The organism is Streptomyces tateyamensis, assembly GCF_003205575.1.
Lineage (GTDB): Bacteria > Actinomycetota > Actinomycetes > Streptomycetales > Streptomycetaceae > Kitasatospora > Kitasatospora tateyamensis.
The window spans coordinates 100,318-119,321 of the sequence record NZ_PYBW01000030.1 but is presented as its reverse complement, the minus strand read 5'-3'; the positions used below and the strand labels follow the sequence as shown (position 1 = coordinate 119,321).

General features: G+C 72.4%; 16 protein-coding genes. 8 read left to right on the top strand and 8 right to left on the bottom strand.

From position 1 onward, the window contains the following. Positions 1 to 57: 57 nt before the first annotated feature. The 3 genes from glp to C7C46_RS09955 form a co-directional block, all read right to left on the bottom strand. Positions 58 to 1,350, bottom strand: coding sequence for a molybdotransferase-like divisome protein Glp (gene glp / locus C7C46_RS09965; protein WP_110668165.1), 1,293 nt, complete (start codon positions 1,348 to 1,350; stop codon positions 58 to 60). A 34-nt stretch (positions 1,351 to 1,384) separates the two neighbouring features. Beyond that, entirely contained in the window at positions 1,385 to 2,284 is a 900-nt protein-coding gene (gene galU, locus C7C46_RS09960) for a UTP--glucose-1-phosphate uridylyltransferase GalU (RefSeq protein ID WP_245984321.1), read from the bottom strand. A 72-nt stretch (positions 2,285 to 2,356) separates the two neighbouring features. Further along, positions 2,357 to 3,160, bottom strand: a complete 804-nt coding sequence (locus tag C7C46_RS09955) for a GGDEF domain-containing protein (RefSeq protein WP_110667942.1) — start codon at positions 3,158 to 3,160, stop codon at positions 2,357 to 2,359. 39 nt (positions 3,161 to 3,199) lie between these two features. Between C7C46_RS09955 and C7C46_RS09950 the strand changes: the two genes are divergently transcribed. Then, positions 3,200 to 3,787 (top strand): 5-formyltetrahydrofolate cyclo-ligase, encoded by a 588-nt coding sequence (locus tag C7C46_RS09950; RefSeq protein WP_110667939.1) that lies wholly within the window; start codon positions 3,200 to 3,202, stop codon positions 3,785 to 3,787. Between the two features lie 15 nt (positions 3,788 to 3,802). On the opposite strand, the gene C7C46_RS09945 is transcribed toward C7C46_RS09950, so the two are convergent. Further along, entirely contained in the window at positions 3,803 to 6,541 is a 2,739-nt protein-coding gene (locus C7C46_RS09945) for a penicillin acylase family protein (RefSeq protein ID WP_110667937.1), read from the bottom strand. A 343-nt stretch (positions 6,542 to 6,884) separates the two neighbouring features. On the opposite strand from C7C46_RS09945, the gene C7C46_RS09940 reads away from it, so the two are divergent. From C7C46_RS09940 to C7C46_RS09925, 4 genes are all read left to right on the top strand, one after another. Continuing rightward, the gene (locus tag C7C46_RS09940; protein ID WP_110667935.1) at positions 6,885 to 8,369 is read left to right on the top strand and encodes a potassium/proton antiporter; all 1,485 of its coding nucleotides are present in this window, start codon (positions 6,885 to 6,887) and stop codon (positions 8,367 to 8,369) included. Between the two features lie 295 nt (positions 8,370 to 8,664). After that, the gene (locus tag C7C46_RS09935; protein ID WP_110667933.1) at positions 8,665 to 9,975 is read left to right on the top strand and encodes an MFS transporter; all 1,311 of its coding nucleotides are present in this window, start codon (positions 8,665 to 8,667) and stop codon (positions 9,973 to 9,975) included. Positions 9,976 to 10,044: 69 nt separating this feature from the next. Continuing rightward, entirely contained in the window at positions 10,045 to 10,365 is a 321-nt protein-coding gene (locus tag C7C46_RS09930; RefSeq protein WP_110667930.1) for an FmdB family zinc ribbon protein, read from the top strand. Positions 10,366 to 10,522: 157 nt separating this feature from the next. Further along, positions 10,523 to 10,795 (top strand): hypothetical protein, encoded by a 273-nt coding sequence (locus C7C46_RS09925; RefSeq protein ID WP_146259039.1) that lies wholly within the window; start codon positions 10,523 to 10,525, stop codon positions 10,793 to 10,795. Between the two features lie 7 nt (positions 10,796 to 10,802). Here the strand turns inward: C7C46_RS09925 and C7C46_RS09920 are convergent, their stop codons facing one another. Further along, a complete protein-coding gene (locus tag C7C46_RS09920; protein ID WP_110667925.1) occupies positions 10,803 to 11,021 on the bottom strand; it encodes a hypothetical protein in 219 nt (72 codons plus the stop codon). A gap of 85 nt (positions 11,022 to 11,106) precedes the next feature. Beyond that, positions 11,107 to 12,093, bottom strand: a complete 987-nt coding sequence (locus tag C7C46_RS09915; RefSeq protein WP_110667923.1) for a sigma-70 family RNA polymerase sigma factor — start codon at positions 12,091 to 12,093, stop codon at positions 11,107 to 11,109. A 421-nt stretch (positions 12,094 to 12,514) separates the two neighbouring features. Between C7C46_RS09915 and C7C46_RS09910 the strand changes: the two genes are divergently transcribed. From C7C46_RS09910 to C7C46_RS09900, 3 genes are all read left to right on the top strand, one after another. Beyond that, positions 12,515 to 13,354 (top strand): phosphatase PAP2 family protein, encoded by an 840-nt coding sequence (locus tag C7C46_RS09910; RefSeq protein WP_181442279.1) that lies wholly within the window; start codon positions 12,515 to 12,517, stop codon positions 13,352 to 13,354. Between the two features lie 337 nt (positions 13,355 to 13,691). Beyond that, positions 13,692 to 15,989, top strand: a complete 2,298-nt coding sequence (gene murJ / locus C7C46_RS09905; RefSeq protein WP_245984320.1) for a murein biosynthesis integral membrane protein MurJ — start codon at positions 13,692 to 13,694, stop codon at positions 15,987 to 15,989. An 11-nt stretch (positions 15,990 to 16,000) separates the two neighbouring features. Beyond that, the gene (locus tag C7C46_RS09900) at positions 16,001 to 16,879 is read left to right on the top strand and encodes a carbon-nitrogen hydrolase family protein (protein WP_110667919.1); all 879 of its coding nucleotides are present in this window, start codon (positions 16,001 to 16,003) and stop codon (positions 16,877 to 16,879) included. Positions 16,880 to 16,930: 51 nt separating this feature from the next. Here the strand turns inward: C7C46_RS09900 and C7C46_RS09895 are convergent, their stop codons facing one another. Both C7C46_RS09895 and C7C46_RS09890 read right to left on the bottom strand, forming a co-directional pair. Next, positions 16,931 to 17,329: an SHOCT domain-containing protein gene (locus tag C7C46_RS09895; protein WP_110667916.1), complete on the bottom strand. Its 399-nt coding sequence runs from the start codon at positions 17,327 to 17,329 to the stop codon at positions 16,931 to 16,933. A gap of 642 nt (positions 17,330 to 17,971) precedes the next feature. Continuing rightward, complete coding sequence (locus C7C46_RS09890; protein WP_110667913.1) at positions 17,972 to 18,877, bottom strand: slipin family protein; 906 nt, start codon at positions 18,875 to 18,877, stop codon at positions 17,972 to 17,974. Positions 18,878 to 19,004: the final 127 nt, after the last annotated feature.

The window sequence follows — 19,004 nt, the reverse complement described above, 5'->3', positions numbered from 1 at the left end:
GCTACCGTACCCCCGATGCCTCCTGGAACCGCGGCCGGTCCGACCGACGGGCAGCTGTCAGTCCGTCAGAAGGACCACGTCCACCGGCTGGCCGGCCGTCACCGCCACGGCCTCCTCGGGGACCGTGATCAGGCAGTTGGCCCGGGCCAGCGCCCCCACCAGGTGCGAGTCGGCGCCACCCACCGGGGCCACCGTGCCGTCGCCGTACCAGCCGCGCAGGAACTGCCGGCGCCCGGCCGGGGAGACCAGGTCGGCGGTGCAGACCGCGCGTACCACCGGGCGGTGCACGTCCGGAGCGCCCAGCAGGGTGCGGATCGCCGGACGGACGAACAGCTCGAAGGAGATGTAGGCGCTGACCGGGTTGCCCGGCAGCGCGAGCAGCGGGACGCCCGCCTCGCCGATCCGGCCGAAGCCCTGCGGCTTGCCGGGCTGCATCCGCAGCTTGCGGAAGTCGACGCCGCCGTACTCGGCGAACACCTCCTTGACCACGTCGTAGGCGCCGACGCTGACCCCGCCACTGGTGACGATCAGGTCGGCCCGGCCCAGCTGGTCCTCCAGCACCCGGCGCAGCACCGCCGCGTCGTCCGGCACCCCGCCGACCCGGTAGGCGATCGCCCCGGCCTGCTGGGCGGCGGCGGTCAGGGTGTAGCTGTTGGAGTCCCAGATCTGCCCGGGCCCCACCGGCTCGCCCGGCTGCACCAGCTCGCTGCCGGTGGAGAGCACCACCACCCGCGGGCGCGGGCGCACCCGCACCTCGCCGCGGCCGATCGCGGCCAGCAGGCCGAGCTGGGTCGGGCCGAGCTCGGCGCCGGCGCTCAGCACCGTGCTGCCGGCCCGCACGTCGCTGCCCGCCCGGCGGATGTGCGCGCCCTCGGCGACCTCCTGACGCACCCGCACCTCGGGGCCGGCCTCGGCGGTCATCGCGGTCGCGGCCTGGGCCGAGCCGGTGCCCCCGTCGGTCCACTCCACCGGGGCCACGGCCTGGGCGCCGGGCGGCAGCGGGGCGCCGGTCATGATCCGGGCCGCCTGGCCGGGACCGACCTTGGGCAGCTCGTCGGCGCCGGCCGCGATCTCACCGACCACCGCGAGCACCGAGGGGTACTGCTCGGTGGCCCCGACGGTGTCGGCGGTGCGCACCGCGTAGCCGTCCATCGAGCTGTTGTCGAAGGGCGGCAGGTCGCCGCCGGCCACCACGTCCTCGGCCAGCCGGCAGCCCTGGGCGTCCAGCAGCTGCAGCTCGATCGCGGGCAGCGCGGTCAGCCCGGCCAGCACGTCGGCCAGGTGCTCGTCCACCGTCCAGTGCCGGTGGCCCGCCGTCTCGGTCCCGCACGCGTCGTCCTGCCGGCCCATCAGCCGCACCGCCCTTCACTCCACCGGGCTGAGCTCAGCCCTGCATCCCGCCGTCGACGAACTGCTTGAGCCAGCCGCGGAACTCCGGACCGAGGTCCTCGCGCTCGCAGGCCAACCGGACGATCGCGCGCAGGTAGTCGGCGCGGTCGCCGGTGTCGTACCGGCGGCCGTCGAACAGCACGCCGTGCACCTGGCCGCCCTCCTCGGCGGGCAGCGTGGCCAGCGTACGCAGCGCGTCGGTCAGCTGGATCTCGCCGCCACGGCCCGGCTCGGTCTTCTTCAGCACGTCGAAGACCGCGGGGTCGAGCACGTAACGGCCGATCACCGCGTAGTTCGACGGGGCGTCAGCCGGCTCCGGCTTCTCCACCAGGTCGGTGACGTGGAAGACGTCGTCGCCGAAGCCGTTGGACTCGACCGCCGCGCAGCCGTACAGGTGGATCTGGGTCGGCTCGACCTCCATCAGCGCCACCACCGAGCCGCCGAGCTCCTGCTGCACCTCGATCATCCGGGACAGCAGCGGGTCGCGCGGGTCGATCAGGTCGTCACCCAGCAGCACCGCGAAGGGCTGGCCGGCCACGTGCTGCTCGGCCACCAGCACCGCGTGGCCCAGGCCCCTGGGGTCGCCCTGGCGGACGTAGTGCATGTTGGCCAGCGAGACCGACTCCTGCACCCGGGCCAGCCGGTCGGCGTCGCCCTTGCGGGCGAGCAGCTCCTCCAGCTCGTAGGCGCGGTCGAAGTGGTCCTCCAGCGCCCGCTTGTTGCGGCCGGTGACCATCAGTATGTCGGTCAGCCCCGCGGCCGCTGCCTCCTCCACCACGTACTGGATGGCCGGCTTGTCGACGACCGGCAGCATCTCCTTCGGCGTGGCCTTGGTGGCCGGCAGGAACCTGGTTCCGAGTCCGGCGGCAGGCACGACGGCCTTGGTGACGGACATGCGGGGATTCGTCATCATGCGTGGACCTTACTAAGGCTGCTGACCGCGTTGCCTGAGAGCGAGGTGAATCGGCTATGAACGGACCTCGTCGGTGCAGGTCACCGCGACTACGGGACGGGCGGCGCCGGTCGGGGCTGTGGGTCCCGGGTCGGCACAGGCCGACAGGTTACCGTGCCCGGACGGCGCCACCGCCCGCCCCGACGCGCGCTTGGCCTCGGCCAGCGAGCGGTCCGCGGCCCGCAGCAGCGGCACCGGGTGGCCGCCGAGCGGCAGCACGGCGGTGCCGGCCACCGCGCGCAGCCCGTTGCCGCCCGCGGCCCGGGACTGGGCCTGCCACGGCTCGCCGGCCCAGTCCAGCAGCCGGTGCCGGCGTACCGCCCAGCACAGCCGCTCGGCCACCTTGGCCGCCCCGGCCGCGCCGGTGTCCGGCAGCACCACCAGGAACTCGGTGCCGCCGTACCGGCCCAGGGTGTCGGACCGGCGCACCTCCAGCGAGAGCCGCTGGGCCAGGTCGCGCAGCACCGCCTGGGCCCGGTGCCGGCCGTGCTCGGCGTTGATCGCCTCGAAGCCCTCGATCTCCAGCAGCACCACGGCCAGTTCGGGGCCGGGATCACCGTTCGCCCGCTGGCAGCGGTGCACCTCGCGCTCCAGGGCCAGCTGGAGGTGGCGGTGGTTCCAGACGCCGGTGAGCGGGTCCCGGGCGGCGGTGCGGGCCAGCTCCGCGCACTCGGCCGCGAGCTCGGCCAACTGGCCGGTCAGCTCGGCCTCGCGGGCGGCGGAGGTGCGGCGCAGCCGGCGCAGCCGGGTCGCGAGCAGGCCGGCGAGCGCGGTCAGCAGCAGGCCGAGCAGGGCGAGCGACGGGAGCAGGAGTGCCATGGGACTCCCTCGGGGGAGCGACTGCGGGAAGATCGAGCCGTGTCTGACGATCTCTTGTACAACGACAAGGCGGCCCTGCGGTCACGGCTGCTGGCGCAGCGCCGGGCGCTGTCCCCCGAAGAGCGGTCGGCCGCGGCCGCGGCGATCGCCGAGCGGGCGCTGGAGCTGGTGGCGCCGGGGGTGACGGTGGCGGCCTACGTTTCGGTGGGCGCCGAGCCGGGCACCCGGGAGCTGCTGGCGGCGCTGCACGCGCGGGCGGTCCCGGTGCTGCTGCCGGTGCTGCTGCCCGACAACGACCTGGACTGGGCGTACTACGGCGGTGCGCGGCAGCTGGCGCCCGCCGGGCGCGGGCTGCTGGAGCCGACCGGGGAGCGGTTGGGGCCGGCGGCGGTCTGCGCGGCCGGGCTGGTGCTGCTGCCCGGGCTGGCGGTGGACCGGCGCGGGTTGCGGCTGGGGCGCGGCGGCGGCTCCTACGACCGGGTGCTGGCCCGGCTGGCCGCCGCCGGGGCCGAGCCGCTGCTGGCCACCCTGCTCTACCCGCCGGAGCTGCTGGACCGGGTGCCGGCCGAGCCGCACGACCGGCCGGTGCACGCCGTGGTCACCCCACTGGGCGTGCACCGGTTCTGACGACCGATCCGGCTGTCAGGGCGTCAGGGACAGCGTGTTCTTCGTCGACTGGTTGACCGCCGCGGCCGAGTAGGACCACGGCAGCAGCTTGCCCTGCTGCCAGAGCTCGGTCTGGTCGTCGTAGTTGTCGTCGAACGCGTGGCCGGACTGGCCGCCCACGTTGATCCAGTGCGAGGCGTTGAAGTCGCTCAGGTCGACCACCATCCGCATCGACGGGATCCAGTCCACGTCGTAGCCGGCCACCGCGGTCCAGCCGGTGGCGTCGACCGCCGCCGAACCGCCCCCCATCTGGTACGGACCGCGGTTGAGCAGCCGGTGCACGATGCCGGAGGCGATCGAGGAGGTGTCCACCCCGAGGGTCTGCTCCTTGAGGTTCAGCGGGTGCAGCCGGCCCCAGCTCCAGGTGGAGACGTCCTTGCCGAGGTGGGCGGTGAGGTCCTGGCGGGCGTCCTTCATCGCCTCCTTCAGCAGGTTGTCCAGGCCGTGCTGCTGCAGGTGGTTGGAGTCGATGTAGTCCCACCACGGACTGCCGGGGTTGCCCAGCTGCTGGCGGACCACCTCCATCCAGCGGTCGCCGCCGTCCGGCTGGGCCTGGCTGGGCTTGCGGGTGCCGCACTGGGTGACGATCTTGGTCTCGCCGCCCACGGTGCCGTCCGGCTGGTTGACGTCCACCTTCTGCTGGACCAGCAGGCAGTCGCCCTTCGGCCGCAGCGCGGCCGGGAACTTCTGCCCGAAGGCCAGGATCAGCAGCTGGCGCCAGACGCCGTTGTAGTAGGCGGCGGCGGCCGAGTCGGCGTCCTGGTTGTAGTTCCAGTCCTTCAGCAGGTCCTGCGCCTGCTTCACGTACGGGTCGCTGACCTGCACCTTGAGCAGCATCGGGACCAGCGTTCTGGCCAGCACGCTGGTGTTGTCCAGCTGCATCGACTGCATGTCGTCCGGCGAGATCTTGCCGCCGTTGGTCAGCCGGGCCTGGATCTGGTCGGTGATCTCCTTGGCCCGGGTGCCGTACTCCCAGTCGGTGGTCAGCAGCGGCTTGTACGACGGGTCCACCACGGCCTGGTTGGCGGTCACCAGGAAGCCGGCGGCCGGGTCCTCGACCCAGGGCAGGGACTTGAAGTCCAGGTAGCCCTTCCAGTTGTAGCCGGAGTCCCAGCCCAGCGCCGGGTAGCGGCCGTCGCCCTTGCCGCGGACCGGGATCTGGCCGGGCGCCTGGTAGCCGATGTGGCCCTTGGTGTCGGCGTAGATCAGGTTCTGCGAGGGGACCGCGAAGTCGATGGCGGCGGCCCGGAAGTGGGTGAAGTCGGCGGCCCGGTCCAGCTCGAAGATGGCGTCCATCGACTTGCCGGGGTTCAGCGCCGTCCAGCGCAGTGCCACCCCGTAGCCGGAGGTGCCGCGGTCCGGGGCCGCGTTGCCGGCCGGCGCGTAGGTGCCGACCTGCTGCTGCTCGGTGGACTGGTCGGAGATCAGCGGCCCGTTGTTGGTGGTGCGCACCGTGATCACCCGGTCCGCGCCGCCGGCCACCTTGATGGTCTCCTTGCGGGTCTCGAACTTCACCTCCTGGTTGTCCACCAGGTAGGTGTCCGGACCGGTGACCTTCTCCAGGTACAGGTCGGTGACGTCGGCGCCCAGGTTGGTCAGGCCCCAGGTGATGTTCTGGTTGTGGCCGATGACCACACCCGGCATGCCGGCGAAGGTGAAGCCGGTGACGTCGTACGGGCAGCTCGCGCTGACGCTGCGGCAGTGCAGGCCCATCTGGTACCAGACGTTGGGCAGCCCCGGGCCCAGGTGCGGGTCGTTGGCCAGCAGCGGGCTGCCGGTGGTGGTGTGGCTGCCGGCCACCACCCAGGAGTTGGAGCCGATGCCCTGGCCCTGCGGGCCGAGCAGCTGCGGCATCGCGGCCATCTTGTCGGAGACCGAGGTCAGGCCCTGGGTCAGCGCGGCGGCCTGGGTGCTGCCGCTGCCGGCGGTGCCCTGGCCCTGGTTGACCGCGGCGGTCGGCGGCTTGTAGGTGCCGTCGGCGGCCATGGTGCCGGTCTGCAGGATGGTGCCGTTGCGCTGGTACGGGTAGTCCGGGTAGAGCTGGGCGATCTGGTCCGGGGTGAAGGTCTGGCTCAGCAGCGAGCGGTCGATCTCCTCCTGCAGGTTGCCGGAGAGGTTCCAGGCCATCGCCTTGAGCCAGGCCACCGAGTCCACCGGGGTCCACTGCTCCGGCTGGTAGCCGCTGTTGACGGCACCCAGCAGGGAGTACTCCAGCGAGGCGGTGCGCCCGCCCGGGTGCCCGCCGAGCCAGGCGTTCACGCCGTCCGTGTAGGCCTGCAGGTACTTCTTGGTGTCCGCGCTGAGCTGGGTGTCCCACTCCTTCTGCGCCACGTCGCGCCAGCCCATGGTGCGGATGAAGGCGTCGGTGTCCACCTGGCCGGAGCCGAACATCTCGGAGAGCCGCCCGGCGGTGATGTGCCGGCGCACGTCCATCTCCCAGAACCGGTCCTGGGCCTGCACGTAGCCCTGCGCCTTGAACAGGTCCTCGGGCGTGTCGGCGTAGACCTGCGGCACGCCCTGCGCGTCCCGCTTCACGTCCACCGACGAGCCCAGGCCGGGCACCTTGACCGTCCCGCTGACCTGCGGGAACGAGGCGCGCACCGTGTCCACCGCGTACCACCCGCCGCCGGCGACCAGGGCCACCAGGAGCACGACGAGCACTACCACGATCAGACGGGCGCGCCGGAACTTCTTCGAGCGGGGCGAGCGGGGCATCTGGGTCCTAGCGGCAGGGAGCAGGGAGGTCACGGGAGCGGGGCGGCCGGTGACCGCTCACCACATTAGGACGACTCAGGTGGCGCGGGTGCACGGGGGACGCCCACGGTTGAGTCAGAGGGACCCTACCGGGCGCGGCTGAGGGCGAGGTTCCGGTGGTGGGTGGCTGGAGAGTGCGGCACTGTTCAAAAGTTCAAAGATCAGGTAAAATGTTAGCCTGGGTAACGATCCATTTGCTGACCATCCGTCAGCCGGCGCCCAGGCGCCGCTTTCTCCTCCCCTGCCCCAGTGACCCCTCCCGTGCCGCCCGCCAAAGCCGCCCGCGACCCCGAGGTGCCCCTGCGTGACTGTCTCCCACCTGAACACCTTCCTGCTCGAAGCCTCCGTGATCCTGCTGGTCGCGGTCGTCGCGGTGCGCCTGTCGACCCGCTCCGGGCTGCCCAGCCTGCTGCTCTACCTGGGCATCGGCGTCGCCCTGGGCCAGGACGGACTGGGCGTCACCTTCAACAACGCCTCGCTCACCCAGGTGCTGGGGTACGCGGCGCTGGTAGTGATCCTGGCCGAGGGCGGTCTGAAGACGAACTGGCGGGAGATCAGACCGGTGGTGCCGGCCGCGAGCGTGCTGGCCACCTTCGGGGTCGGGATCTCGGTCTTCGTCACCGCCGCCGGGGCGCACTTCCTGGTCGGAACCGACTGGCGGGAGTCGCTGCTGCTGGGCGCGATCGTCTCCTCCACCGACGCGGCGGCGGTCTTCTCGGTGCTGCGCACGGTGCCGCTGCCCGCCCGGCTCAGCGGACTGCTGGAGGCGGAGTCCGGCTTCAACGACGCGCCGGTGGTGATCCTGGTGGCCGCCTTCGCCACCGCCGGGCCGTTCGACGCCTGGTACGTGCTGGTCGGCTCGATCCTCGCGGAGCTGGCGATCGGCGCCGCGGTGGGCTGGGCGGTCGGCCGCCTGGGCGCCCTCGGGCTGCGCAAGGTGGCGCTGCCGTCCTCCGGCCTGTACCCGATCGCGGTGCTCGCGCTGACCGTGCTGGCCTACGCCGGCGGCGCGCTGCTGCACGGCTCCGGCTTCCTGGCCGTCTACGTCTGCGCGGTGCTGCTGGGCAACGCCAAGCTGCCGCACGGGCCCGCGGTGCGCGGCTTCGCCGACGGGCTGGCCTGGATCGGACAGATCGGCATGTTCGTGCTGCTCGGACTGCTCTGCAACCCGGCCACCATGGGCTCGGCGGTGTGGGCGGCGGTGGTGATCGGCTCGGTGCTGGTGCTGGTGGCCCGCCCGCTCTCGGTGGTCGCCACGCTGACCCCGTTCAAGCTGCCCTGGCGGGAGCAGGCACTGCTCAGCTGGGCCGGGCTGCGCGGCGCGGTGCCGATCGTGCTGGCCACCATCCCGCTGGTGGCCGACGTACCGCACGCCGCCGACGTGTTCAACATCGTCTTCATCCTGGTGGTGCTCTTCACCTTGCTGCAGGGACCGACGCTGCCCTGGCTGGCCCGGCAGCTGCGGATCTCCGAGGGCGCGCTCGGCCAGGACCTGGGGATCGAGTCGGCCCCGCTGGAGCGGCTGCACGGCCAGCTGCTCTCGGTGGCCCTGGCGCCCGGCTCGCGGATGTCCGGGGTCGAGGTGGGCGAGCTGCGGCTGCCGGCCGGGGCGGCGGTCACCCTGGTGGTGCGCGACGGCAGCAGCTTCGTGCCGGACCGGGCCACCGTGCTGCGGTCCGGGGACGAGCTGCTGGTGGTCACCACCGAGACGGTGGCGGAGGCGACCGAACGGCGGCTGCGCGCGGTGGACAAGGGCGGCAAGCTGGCGGGCTGGCTGCACGGAAAGTGACGCAGGTCGCTGTGCAGCAGGTGAATTCTCCGTAGAATCCAAGGTGGTACTCACCCGTACCCTCTAAAGTGGAGACAGCTCCACCCACAGATACATTCACACACTGCTATATCTGCCTGATGCAGAGTTGGCGCGACCGTTCGGCGGCCGCGGTCCGCTGCCCGGCCCCGCTTCCGCATCGTGGGCCGCCGGACCCCGGTATCTACCCCGGTCGACGCGCGAGAGGACGACTCTCGGCGCCGTCGGGGTCCACCCTCGCCCCGGCGTCGCTACCAGGCAGCAGGAAGGACCGACCGTGGCGTCCCGCCCAACGGTCGACAGCCCCGTAGTCCCGGCCCGAGTCGGCTACGTCCCGCTGCTGCGCACCCCCGGTGCGTGGAGGTTCCTGATCCCGGCCTTCGTGGCCCGACTGCCCTACGCAATGCTCACCCTGGGCATCGTGCTGCTGGTCTTCGACACCAGCGGCTCCTACGGCACGGCAGGCGCCGTCGCGGCGGTCGCCGCGGTGGCCCAGGCCCTGGTCGGGCCGCAGACCGGCCGGCTGGCCGACCAGTTCGGCCAGTCCGCCGTGCTGCTGCCGAGCGTGCTGGTGCACGCCGCCTCGGTGGGCGCGCTGACCGCGCTCGCGCTCGGCCACGCGCCGGTCTGGACGCTGTTCGCCACGGCCGCCACCGCCGGGGCCAGCGTGCCGCAGATCGGCGCCATGGTCCGGGCCCGCTGGGTGGCCCGGTTCGACGACCGGCCCGGCCACCTGTCCACCGCCTTCGCCTTCGAGTCGGTCACCGACGAGCTCACCTTCGTGATCGGCCCGGTGCTGGCCACCGCGATCGCCACCACGCTGGCCCCGGCCGCCGCGCTGGCCACCGAAGCCGCGCTGACGGTGGTCGGCGGCCTGGTCTTCGCCGGCCAGCGGGCCACCGCGCCGGTGCGCCACCCGCGTACCGCGGGCGGGCAGCGGGTCTCCGCGCTCGCCTCGCCCGGGGTCCGGCTGCTGGCCGGCTCGTTCCTCGGGGTCGGCACCGTCTTCGGCGCCATGCAGGTCTCGGTGACCGCCTTCGCCAAGGCCCAGGGCCTGGCCGGGATGAGCGGCACCGTCTACGGCGTCTTCGCCGGCGGCTCGATGCTGGCCGGGGTGCTGTACGGGATGGTCGCCTGGCGGCGCTCGGCCCGGACCCGGCTGCTGGCCAGCTACGCGCTGCTGGTGCTGGGCTGCTCGACGCTGTGGGCGATGCCCGACCTGACCGCGCTGGCGGCGGCCGGGCTCGGCTGCGGGCTGGCCATCGCGCCGACCCTGATCACCGGCTACACGCTGGTGGAGACGCTGGTCGCGGACGGCGCCAAGACGGAGGCGTTCACCTGGCTGACCGGGGCGATCGGGCTGGGCCTGGCGGCCGGCTCGGTGGCGGCCGGGCAGCTGATCGACCTGAGCGGCCCGCGCACCGGGTTCCTGGTGCCGGTGGTCGGCGCCGGGCTGGGGCTGGTGGCGCTGGTCACGTTGCGCGGCCTGCTGCGGGGTTCGACCTCGCGTGGCCGTACCGTTGCCAGCGGCGGGGGCGGGCGCCGCGGCTCCCTGGAGTCCCGCCGCGTGTCGGCGACGCTGGACTGATCCGGCGGAATGCCGCATCATGGACCGTCGTTAGCACTCACCAGCCGAGAGTGCCAGGAGGAAGACACAGTGCCCACGTACCAGTACCAGTGCACCGAGTGCGGCAACGGCCTCGAGGTGGTGCAGAAGTTCAGCGACGAGGCGCTGACCGTCTGCCCCAACTGCCAGGGCCGCCTGCGCAAGGTCTTCTCCGCCGTGGGCGTGGTCTTCAAGGGGTCGGGCTTCTACCGCACCGACAGCCGGTCCTCCTCGAGCAGCTCGGTGAGCTCCTCGGGCACCGGCGGGCCGGGTTCGACCTCGGCCGCCCCGGCTGCCCCGGCTGCCCCGGCGGCGTCCTCGTCGGCGTCGGCCTCCACCAGCTCGGCCGGCACGGCGTCGACCGCCGGCTGACCTGACGTTTACGCCGCGAAGGCCCCCCGGGTTCGCCCGGGGGGCCTTCGACGTTCCCGCAGGCCGCTCGGTGCCCGGGTTTTCCACAGGCGCAAAGTTATCCACAGACCTGTGGACGGGGCTGGGCATAGTGCGGCAGCAGGGTCACAGTGGCCGCATGAGCAGCGAAGACGTCCTTGCCCCCGCCGCGGCTGCCGGTCACGCGTGCGGTGCGCACTCCCATCGGCGGCCCGCACCCCCGGTGGCGGTGCCGGTGCCGCCGGGCCGCGCGGTGCCCTCGTTCCGGCCGATCCGGCGCGGTTGCGGGGTGCGGCACCGGGTGCGGCGGGCCGTGCGGCGGCGCCTGGGGGCCGTACTTGCGGGCGGGCTCGCAGGCGTGCTCGCGGCCGGCGGTGCGCTGGCCGCCCAGCAGTGGCCGGTGCACCGGTGAGGCGGGGTCAGCCGCCGTGGTGCGGCGGGCGCTGCTCCAGGTACCAGTCCAGGCCGCGGGCCGGGGAGCGCTCGCCCCAGGCCTCGTCGGTGTCGTCGCTGGTCTGCTGGGCGAACGGATCGGTGAAGACCAGCTTCGGCTTCGCGGCCCCGGTCGGCTCGGCTGCCCCGGTCGGCGCCCCGGGGTGCGGCTTGTCGGCGGCGGGCGGGGTGGGCTGGTCGGTCATACCCACCAGGGTAGGCCCCGGCCGCCCGGGCCCGGCACGCGCGGGGCCCGGGCGCCGCATGCGGTACCCGGGCCCTGCGCGGGAGTCACGCGGCCTCGAACCCCGCGTGCCCCGCGATCTTCTTCAGCTCCGCCAGCGCGTGCTTCTCGATCTGGCGGATCCGCTCCCTGGTCAGGCCGTGCTGCTTGCCGACCTCGGTCAGGGTGCGCTCACGGCCGTCCTCCATGCCGTAGCGGGAGCGGATGATCGAGGCGGTCCGGTCGTCCAGCCGGGCGATCAGGTCGTCGAGCTCCTCACGGCGGAGCATCACCATCACGGCGTCCTCCGGGGAGACGGCGCCGGTGTCCTCGACCAGGTCGCCGAACTGGGTCTCGCCCTCGTCGTCCACCGCCATGTTGAGGCTGACCGGGTCACGGGCCCAGTCCAGCACGTCCTTGATCCTGGCCTCGGTGGTGTCCAGCTCGGCGGCGATCTCGGCGGGCTCGGCCTCGCGGCCCAGCTCCTTCGACTTCTCACGCTGGACTCGGCGGATCCGGCCGAGCTCCTCGACCAGGTGGACGGGCAATCGGATGGTGCGCGACTGGTCCGCGATCGAGCGGGTGATCGCCTGCCGGATCCACCAGGTGGCGTAGGTGGAGAACTTGAAGCCCTTGGCGTAGTCGAACTTCTCCACCGCGCGGACCAGGCCGGCGTTGCCCTCCTGGATCAGGTCCAGCAGGGGCAGGCCGCTGCGCGGGTAGCGGCGGGCGACCGCGACCACCAAGCGCAGGTTGGAGCGGATGAAGACGTCCTTCGCCCGCTCGGCGTCGGCGGCTATCGCCTCCAACTCCTCGTGGGTGACGCCGTCGGGGAGCGGGGCCCGGCCCTCGTCGGCCTCCTCCAGCAGGTGCTGGGCGTAGACGCCGGCCTCGATGCGCAGCGACAGCTCGACCTCCTCGGCGGCATCGAGCAGAGGCGTCCTGGCGATTTCGTCGAGGTACATGCCGACCAGGTCGCGGTCGGCCTCGAAGTTGGTCGGGCGGGCCGTACGAGTCCGGTCGGCCCTGTCGCGTACGACGGCACGGGTGGCCATGCTTGCTCCCTTGCTGGTGATGCCCGGGTCGGGTCTGGTCTCGGTGGTCACGCCGGTCCGGGCGGATCGCTCCGGCCGGTGGCCGGGGCGATGACACGCCCTCCTGCGGTGCGCGGCCATTCGGCTCGCACACGTAACAATCCAACGACCAGAAACCGGACAACATTCCCAAGTCGCTCAGATTCGTCGGGCGATGCAGTATCCTGCCTGCTTTCACCTGGACTTTGGACGCTGAGCGACCGCTTGTGCACACGACGTGCACCGGTCAACGAAGCGGTCACACGGCCGTCGCACCGGCCCCGCTCTCCCCCTCAACGCCGGACCCGGCCCGAACGATCCCCGCAGCTCGTCCGCACAAAAGATGCCAAACCGCGATCCCACGCCCATGGGATCGTCGCGCCAGCCTGGGAAGGTGTCAGCCATGCACCTGACCAGTACTCCCGACCGCCCGCCTGCCGGCCGGCCGCGCCCGCCGGTGGCCCGCCTCCCGCGCTACGCGGCGATCGCGCTCGGTTCGACGGCGCTGTGCGGGGTGCTGCTCGTCCTGATCCAGACCGGCTGGGGCCCGCTGGCCCGACTCGACCACGGTTGGGCCACCGGCCTGCACGCCGTGGCCCGGCACAACCTGGCCTTCACCGTCGCGATGCAGACCACCACGATGCTCGGCAGCCCGCTGATCATGCGCACCGTGCTCGGCCTGGCCGCCGCCTGGCTGTGGGCGATCGGCGCCCGCACCCTGGCCGGCTGGACCGCCGCCCAGGCGCTGGTCGGCTGGGGGGTGGAGTGGGCGGTGAAGATCGCGGTGGACCGGCCGCGGCCCAGTTGGCCGGATCCGGTCGCGCAGGCCGCCGGGCCGGCCTTCCCGTCCGGGCACACGATGGCCGCCGCGATCACCGCCGCCACCCTGGTCGCGCTCGTCTGGCCGCGCGCCGACCGGCGCACCCGGATCATCTGCTGCACGCTGGGCGGCGCCGGCGCCGCACTGATCGGCTTCACCCGGCTCGCGCTCGGCGTGCACTGGCCCAGCGACGTGCTGGGCGGCTGGCTGCTCGCGGCCGGCGTACTGGGCGGCACCACGGTGCTGGTCCAGCTCTGGCGCCCGGGCGCGCTCTCCCGGGACGTGCGGCGGGTGAACTGGCGCACCAGGCCGCGGGTGCAGAGCGTGCTCGCCTCCTCGGTGCCGTTCCCCGAGCTGCCGGACCAGCCGGCGGAGGAGCCCGGGCCGCCGGGGCGGCCCGGGGGCCCGGCTGACGACCAGTGAGATAGCTCACACGAGTGGATCTCCGGTGCCGGTCCTCCCTGAGGTTCCACTCCACCCACACCGACCCGATCCATCGCCAGCCGCTACGAACAGGCGCAAACGCGGGCAAACCGCGCTGACGGACGATCAGTTTCGGTCAGTCCCGCTGTCCCGAAAAGGTGCGGTTCGACCAGCGGAGATCTCCACCACATGGCACCCGGCTCCCCACCGGGTGCCCGGGTAGGGCAGACTGCTTCGGCTGGGCATGTCCTGCCTAGCTCGGGGAAACCGAGCAGCGCCCGCTCTGCAGCAGCCCCGCAGCAGCAACTGCCCTGCCAACCGAGCGACGGGGGTCCGGATGACCACGCACACCACGGGCGAGCCCTACGGTTCGTACGGTGCGCCCCACCCGTCGCAGCCCGGGTACCAGGAGCAGCCGGGGTATCAGGAGCAGCCGGGGTACCCGCAGGGTCAGGCCGACCCGGGGCCGTACGGCCAGGGCCACGGCCAGTACCCGCAGGACTCGTATCCGCCGGAGCCGTACCAGCAGGGCCAGTACCAGCCGCAGGGCTACCCGCAGCAGAGCTACCCGCAGGACCCGTACCAGCAGCAGGCGCAGCCGGACCCGTACCAGCAGCCCCAGCAGCCGTCGTACGAACCGGCCCAGCAGCCGTACCAGCCCGCCCAGCAGCCGTACCCCCCGGTCCAGCCCGCCTACCCGCCGGCCGAGCAGCCGCAGCAGGGCCGGCCGTGGGACGAGCAGTACTACCAGCCCTACCCGGGCCCGCAGCAGGCCCAGCCGCAGGCCGCCGCCGCCGAGTTCGCCGCGCCCCCGGTGCAGGCCGACCCGCCGACCATGGCACTGCGCCCGATCCCCGCCCAGGGCTACCCCGCCCCGCCCGCGGCCCCGCCGGCCGCCCTGCCCCAGCAGCGCGAGCCCGCGAAGGGCGAGCCGTCCGAGGAGGCGGTAACCGGGCGCAACGGCCTGATCATGGCGCTGGGCACGCTCTCCTCGCGCGGGCTGGGCTTCGTCCGTGCCGCGATGCTGGGCGCCGCGCTCGGCTCCGGCGACATCGCCAGCACCTTCAACGTCGCCAACACGCTGCCGAACATCGTCTTCGTGATGCTGATCGGCGGCGCGCTCAGCTCGATCTTCGTGCCGGAGCTGGTCAAGGCCGCCAAGACGCACAAGGACGGCGGCGTCGCCTACACCGACCGCCTGCTGACCCTGTGCGGGATCGCGCTGGTGGTGCTGACCCTGGTCGCGGTACTGGCCGCCCCGCTGCTGGTCTCCGTCTACGGCCCCACCTGGACCGGCGCGCAGCGCGACCTGGCCGTGGCACTGGCCCGCTTCCTGCTGCCGGAGATCCTCTTCTACGGCTTCTTCACCCTGCTCGGCCAGGTGCTCAACGCGCGCGGCAGGTTCGCCGCGATGATGTGGGCGCCCGCGCTCAACAACGTGGTGGCCATCGGCGTCTTCGCCCTGTACCTGGGCATCGGCGGCGAGGCCCGGCACATCGACAAGGTCACCCCCGGGCAGACCATGCTGCTGGGCATCGGCACCACGCTCGGCGTGGTGATCCAGGCGCTGGGCCTGCTGCCTTCGCTCAGGGCGGCCAAGTTCCGCTACACGCCGCGCTTCGACTGGCGCGGCGCCGGCCTGAGCGCCCCGATCCGGGCGGCCTCCTGGGCGCTGCTGCTGGTCGTGGTCACCCAGCTCGCGTTCACCGCCATCACCGCGCTGACCACCAGCGTGAGCAACAAGTCCGCGAACTACGCCTACGCCAACGCCTACCAGCTCTTCGTGGTCCCGCAGGGCGTGATCACCATCTCGCTGGTGACGGCGATCCTGCCGCAGATGTCCCGGGCCGCCACCGAGGGCAACCTCACCAAGATCGGCACCGACCTGGCCGGCGTGATGCGCAACTCGGCCGCGATGATCATCCCGGCCATGGTGCTGTTCGCCGCCTTCTCCGCCCAGATCACCCAGGTCGCCTACGGCTACGGCCACGCCAAGGACGGCATCGGCCTGACCCTGACCGGTGAGGCGCTGCTCGCCTTCGCCTTCGGCCTGCCGTTCTTCTGCGCCCAGTACGGCCTGGCCCGCGGCTTCTACGCGATGAGCGACGCCCGCACCCCGTTCTGGCTGACCGCGGTCGCCTCCGGGACCAACGTCTTCTTCTCCTGGCTCGCCTGGCTGCTGCTCAGCGACCGGTGGAGCGTGGTCGGCATGGCTGCCGCGCAGAGCATCGCCTGCGTCGTGTCGATGACGGTCACCGGCATCGCGCTCTCCCGCCGGCTCAGCTCGCTGCCCGCGGCCCCGGAGAACCCGGAGGACCGGGCCCGGGTGCTGCGCACCGCGATGCGCGCTCCGGCCGACAGCGGCCTGGACGGGCGGCGGGTCTTCGGCCTGCACGTCGGCCTGCTGCTGGCCTGTCTGCCGGGCGCGCTGGTCGGCCACTTCCTGGCCGGCGCCCTGGGCAGCAGCTGGATCGGCAGCTTCCTCGGCCTGGGCCTCGGCTCGCTGTTGACGCTCGCCTCCCTCTTCGTGCTCGCCAAGCCGCTCGGCGTGGCCGGCGCCGTCGCCCCGCTGGCCCGCAAGCTGCGCATCCCGTACCCGACCGCCCCCGAGCCGAGCCGGCGGCGCCGCCGGTAGTCTGACCGGACATGACCGTCGCTCAGCACGTTCCTGTCCCGTCCGCCCTCCCCAGCCGGGTGCTGCGGATCGCCGCCGCCCAGGCGCCGGTGCTGCCCGGTGACGTCGAGGCCAACGCGGCCCGCGCCGCCGAGCTGGTCGACCTGGCCGCGGCGGCCGGCGCCCGCCTGGTGGTCTTCGCGGAGAAGTTCCTCACCGGGTACGACCCGGAGCTGATCGCCACCGACCCGGTCCGCTACACGGTCACCGCGGACGACCCCCGGCTCGCCCCGATCGCCGCCGCCTGCCGCACGCACGCCGTCACCGCCGTGCTCGGCGCGGCCACACGGGACGAGGCCGGCGTGCTGCGCATCTCCGCCCTGGTGCTGGGCCCGGACGGCGCCCCGCTGGCCCGGTACGACAAGCAGCACCAGTACGGCATGGAGCCGGCCGTCTTCGCTGCGGGCAGCGCCGGCCTCACCCTGGTGCTGGACGGCTGGCGGCTCGGCCTGGGCATCTGCTACGACTCCGGCTTCCCGGAGCACGCCCGTGCCGCCGCGCTGGACGGCTGCCACGCCTACCTGGTCGGCGCCCTGTTCGGCACCGGCGTCGGGCGCCGGCAGCGGGCCGTCTGGTTCCCGGCCCGGGCCATGGACAACACCATGTACGTGCTGCTGGCCAACCACGTCGGGTCGGCCGGCGACCTCCAGGGCTGCGGCGGCAGCGCCGTCTGGGGCCCCGACGCCGCCCTGCTCGCCGACGCGGGCGGGACCGACGCCGGGCTCGCGGTGGCCGACCTGGAGCCCTCGGTGCTGGCCGCCGTCCGTGCCGAGCTCACCATGGTCCCCGACCTCGCCGCCCGCGACGCCGCGATCGCCACCGGCCCGCGCACCCGGGTCACCGTGGCCTGACCACGCGTCAGGGCCCCGTATCCCGGGCTGCCGGGGAGCGGGGCCCGGCCCTCACGCAGCCAGCAGCTTCGCCTTCGCCCGGTCGAACTCCTCCTGCGTGAGCTCGCCCTTGGCCTTGAGCTCGGCCAGCTTCGTCAGCTGGTCCACGGCGCCGTTCCCGCCACCGCCGCCTACGGCGGCCTGCCGGATGTAGTCCTGCGCCGCCTTCTCCCGCCGGGCCGCCTCCTGCGCGTCCCGGTCCCCCATCGACCCGCCCCGGGCGATCAGGTACACCAGCACGCCCAGGAACGGCAGCACGATCACGAAGACCAGCCACCCGGCCTTCCCCCAGCCGCCCATGTCGTGGCTGCGGAAGATGTCCATGACGATCTTGAAGAGCAGGAAGAGCCACATGATCCAGAGGAAGAACCAGAGCATCATCCAGAACGCGTTCAGCAAGGGATGGTCCATGTCCCAGGTCTAACCCGCCCCACCGCCGCCCGCCCGCCGGCCGACCCGACCGGGGGACGTCCGGAGCCGGAGAGGGTTGTCCGGGAAGACGTCTGAGGCCCCCTCGGACGATCTCCGAGGGGGCCTCCGGTGCGACGTGCCCCAGGCAGGATTCGAACCTGCGACACCAGCTTTAGGAGTTTTCCTCGGCCGGGCCGCTGACCTGCAACGATGCGGCGCCATGATCGCTGAGCTGCGAAAATCACTCTCCGTGGATCTCACCGACGCCCATCATTTCTCAGCCTCATACGGGCGAAATCCGGGTGTCCCAAGCTGCACGCGCCCCCTTCGGGGCACCTCTCCAGCCTACCGATCCTCCCCGGCACCAGGCGGCCGGGTGGCCACCGGAGCTCGTACCGCGTTAGGCGAGATCGCCGCCGGGCTGAGCACCCACCAGCTCGCAACCGAGTTCCAGGTCGCGCCGCTTCTCGCTACGCCTGGTCTACCTCGCCGGAGCGCTGACCGCCTCGATCTTCGTGATCAACGTGCCACTGCACAAGCCGACCACTGACTGCTGTGCTCACTGGCGATCACGGTCGGCATCTCCTGCAGCTGGTCCTGGCCCGCCCATTGGACGGGCAGGCCACGACGGGCGGACGCTGATCAGACGGGCTCGGTTGCTCCGTTCTCCACCGATCGGGAGAGCAGCTTGGCGATTTCGGCGGGCTCGGCTGCTCCGTTCGGCACCGGGCCGGCAGTCACCTTGGCGAGGTCGATCGGCGCTGCCGAGGATGTGGCCGCTGCCGTTTCCCGGGCGAGGAAGGAACCGAGTTCGCCGATGGTGCTCATGAGGGGAGCGGGGAAGACGACCGTGGTGTTCTTGTCCACACCGATCTCCACCAGGCTCTGCAGATTGCGGAGCTGCAGTGCCAGCGGGTGGGCCATCATGGTGTCCGAGGCGTCGCCGAGTGCAGCGGCGGCGAGCGATTCCCCTTCAGCGTTGATGATCTTCGCCCTCTTCTCCCGCTCCGCCTCGGCCTGGCGGGCCATCGCGCGTTTCATGCTCTCGGGCAACTGGATGTCCTTGAGCTCGACCAGCGTGACCTCAACGCCCCACTCGACAGTCGCGACATCGAGAATCTCGCGGATGTCCAGATTGATGCGGTCGGTCTCCGACAGCGTCTCGTCGAGCGTGTGCTGGCCGACGACCTTCCGCAGGGTGGTCTGTGCGATCTGGTCGGTCGCGGCGTACACGTTCTCGATCGCGATGACCGATTTCACCGCGTCGACGACCCGGAAGTAGGCGACCGCCGAAACATCGACGCTCACGTTGTCGCGGGTGATGATGCCCTGGGACTGGATCGGCATCGTGACGATCCGCAACGACACCCGATGCAGGACATCAACCACCGGGATAATGATCCGCAACCCCGGGGGCCGTTCTCCGACGAGCCGACCGAACCGGAACAGCACCCCTTTTTCGTACTGCTTGACAACCCTGACTGCCATGGCGAATACCAACAGGCCCAGGATGACGAAGATGACCAAGAGGATGATCAGAAGTTTCATGTGCTGCTCCTCGGGATGATGACCCCGCCGCTCCCGCGCGCGGTCCAGTTATGCGCCGGCGGAGCACCGGTTCCGCTTGCCGGGCTCTGTATGTGGCCTGATGCAACGTCCCGTATCTGCCGGAGCG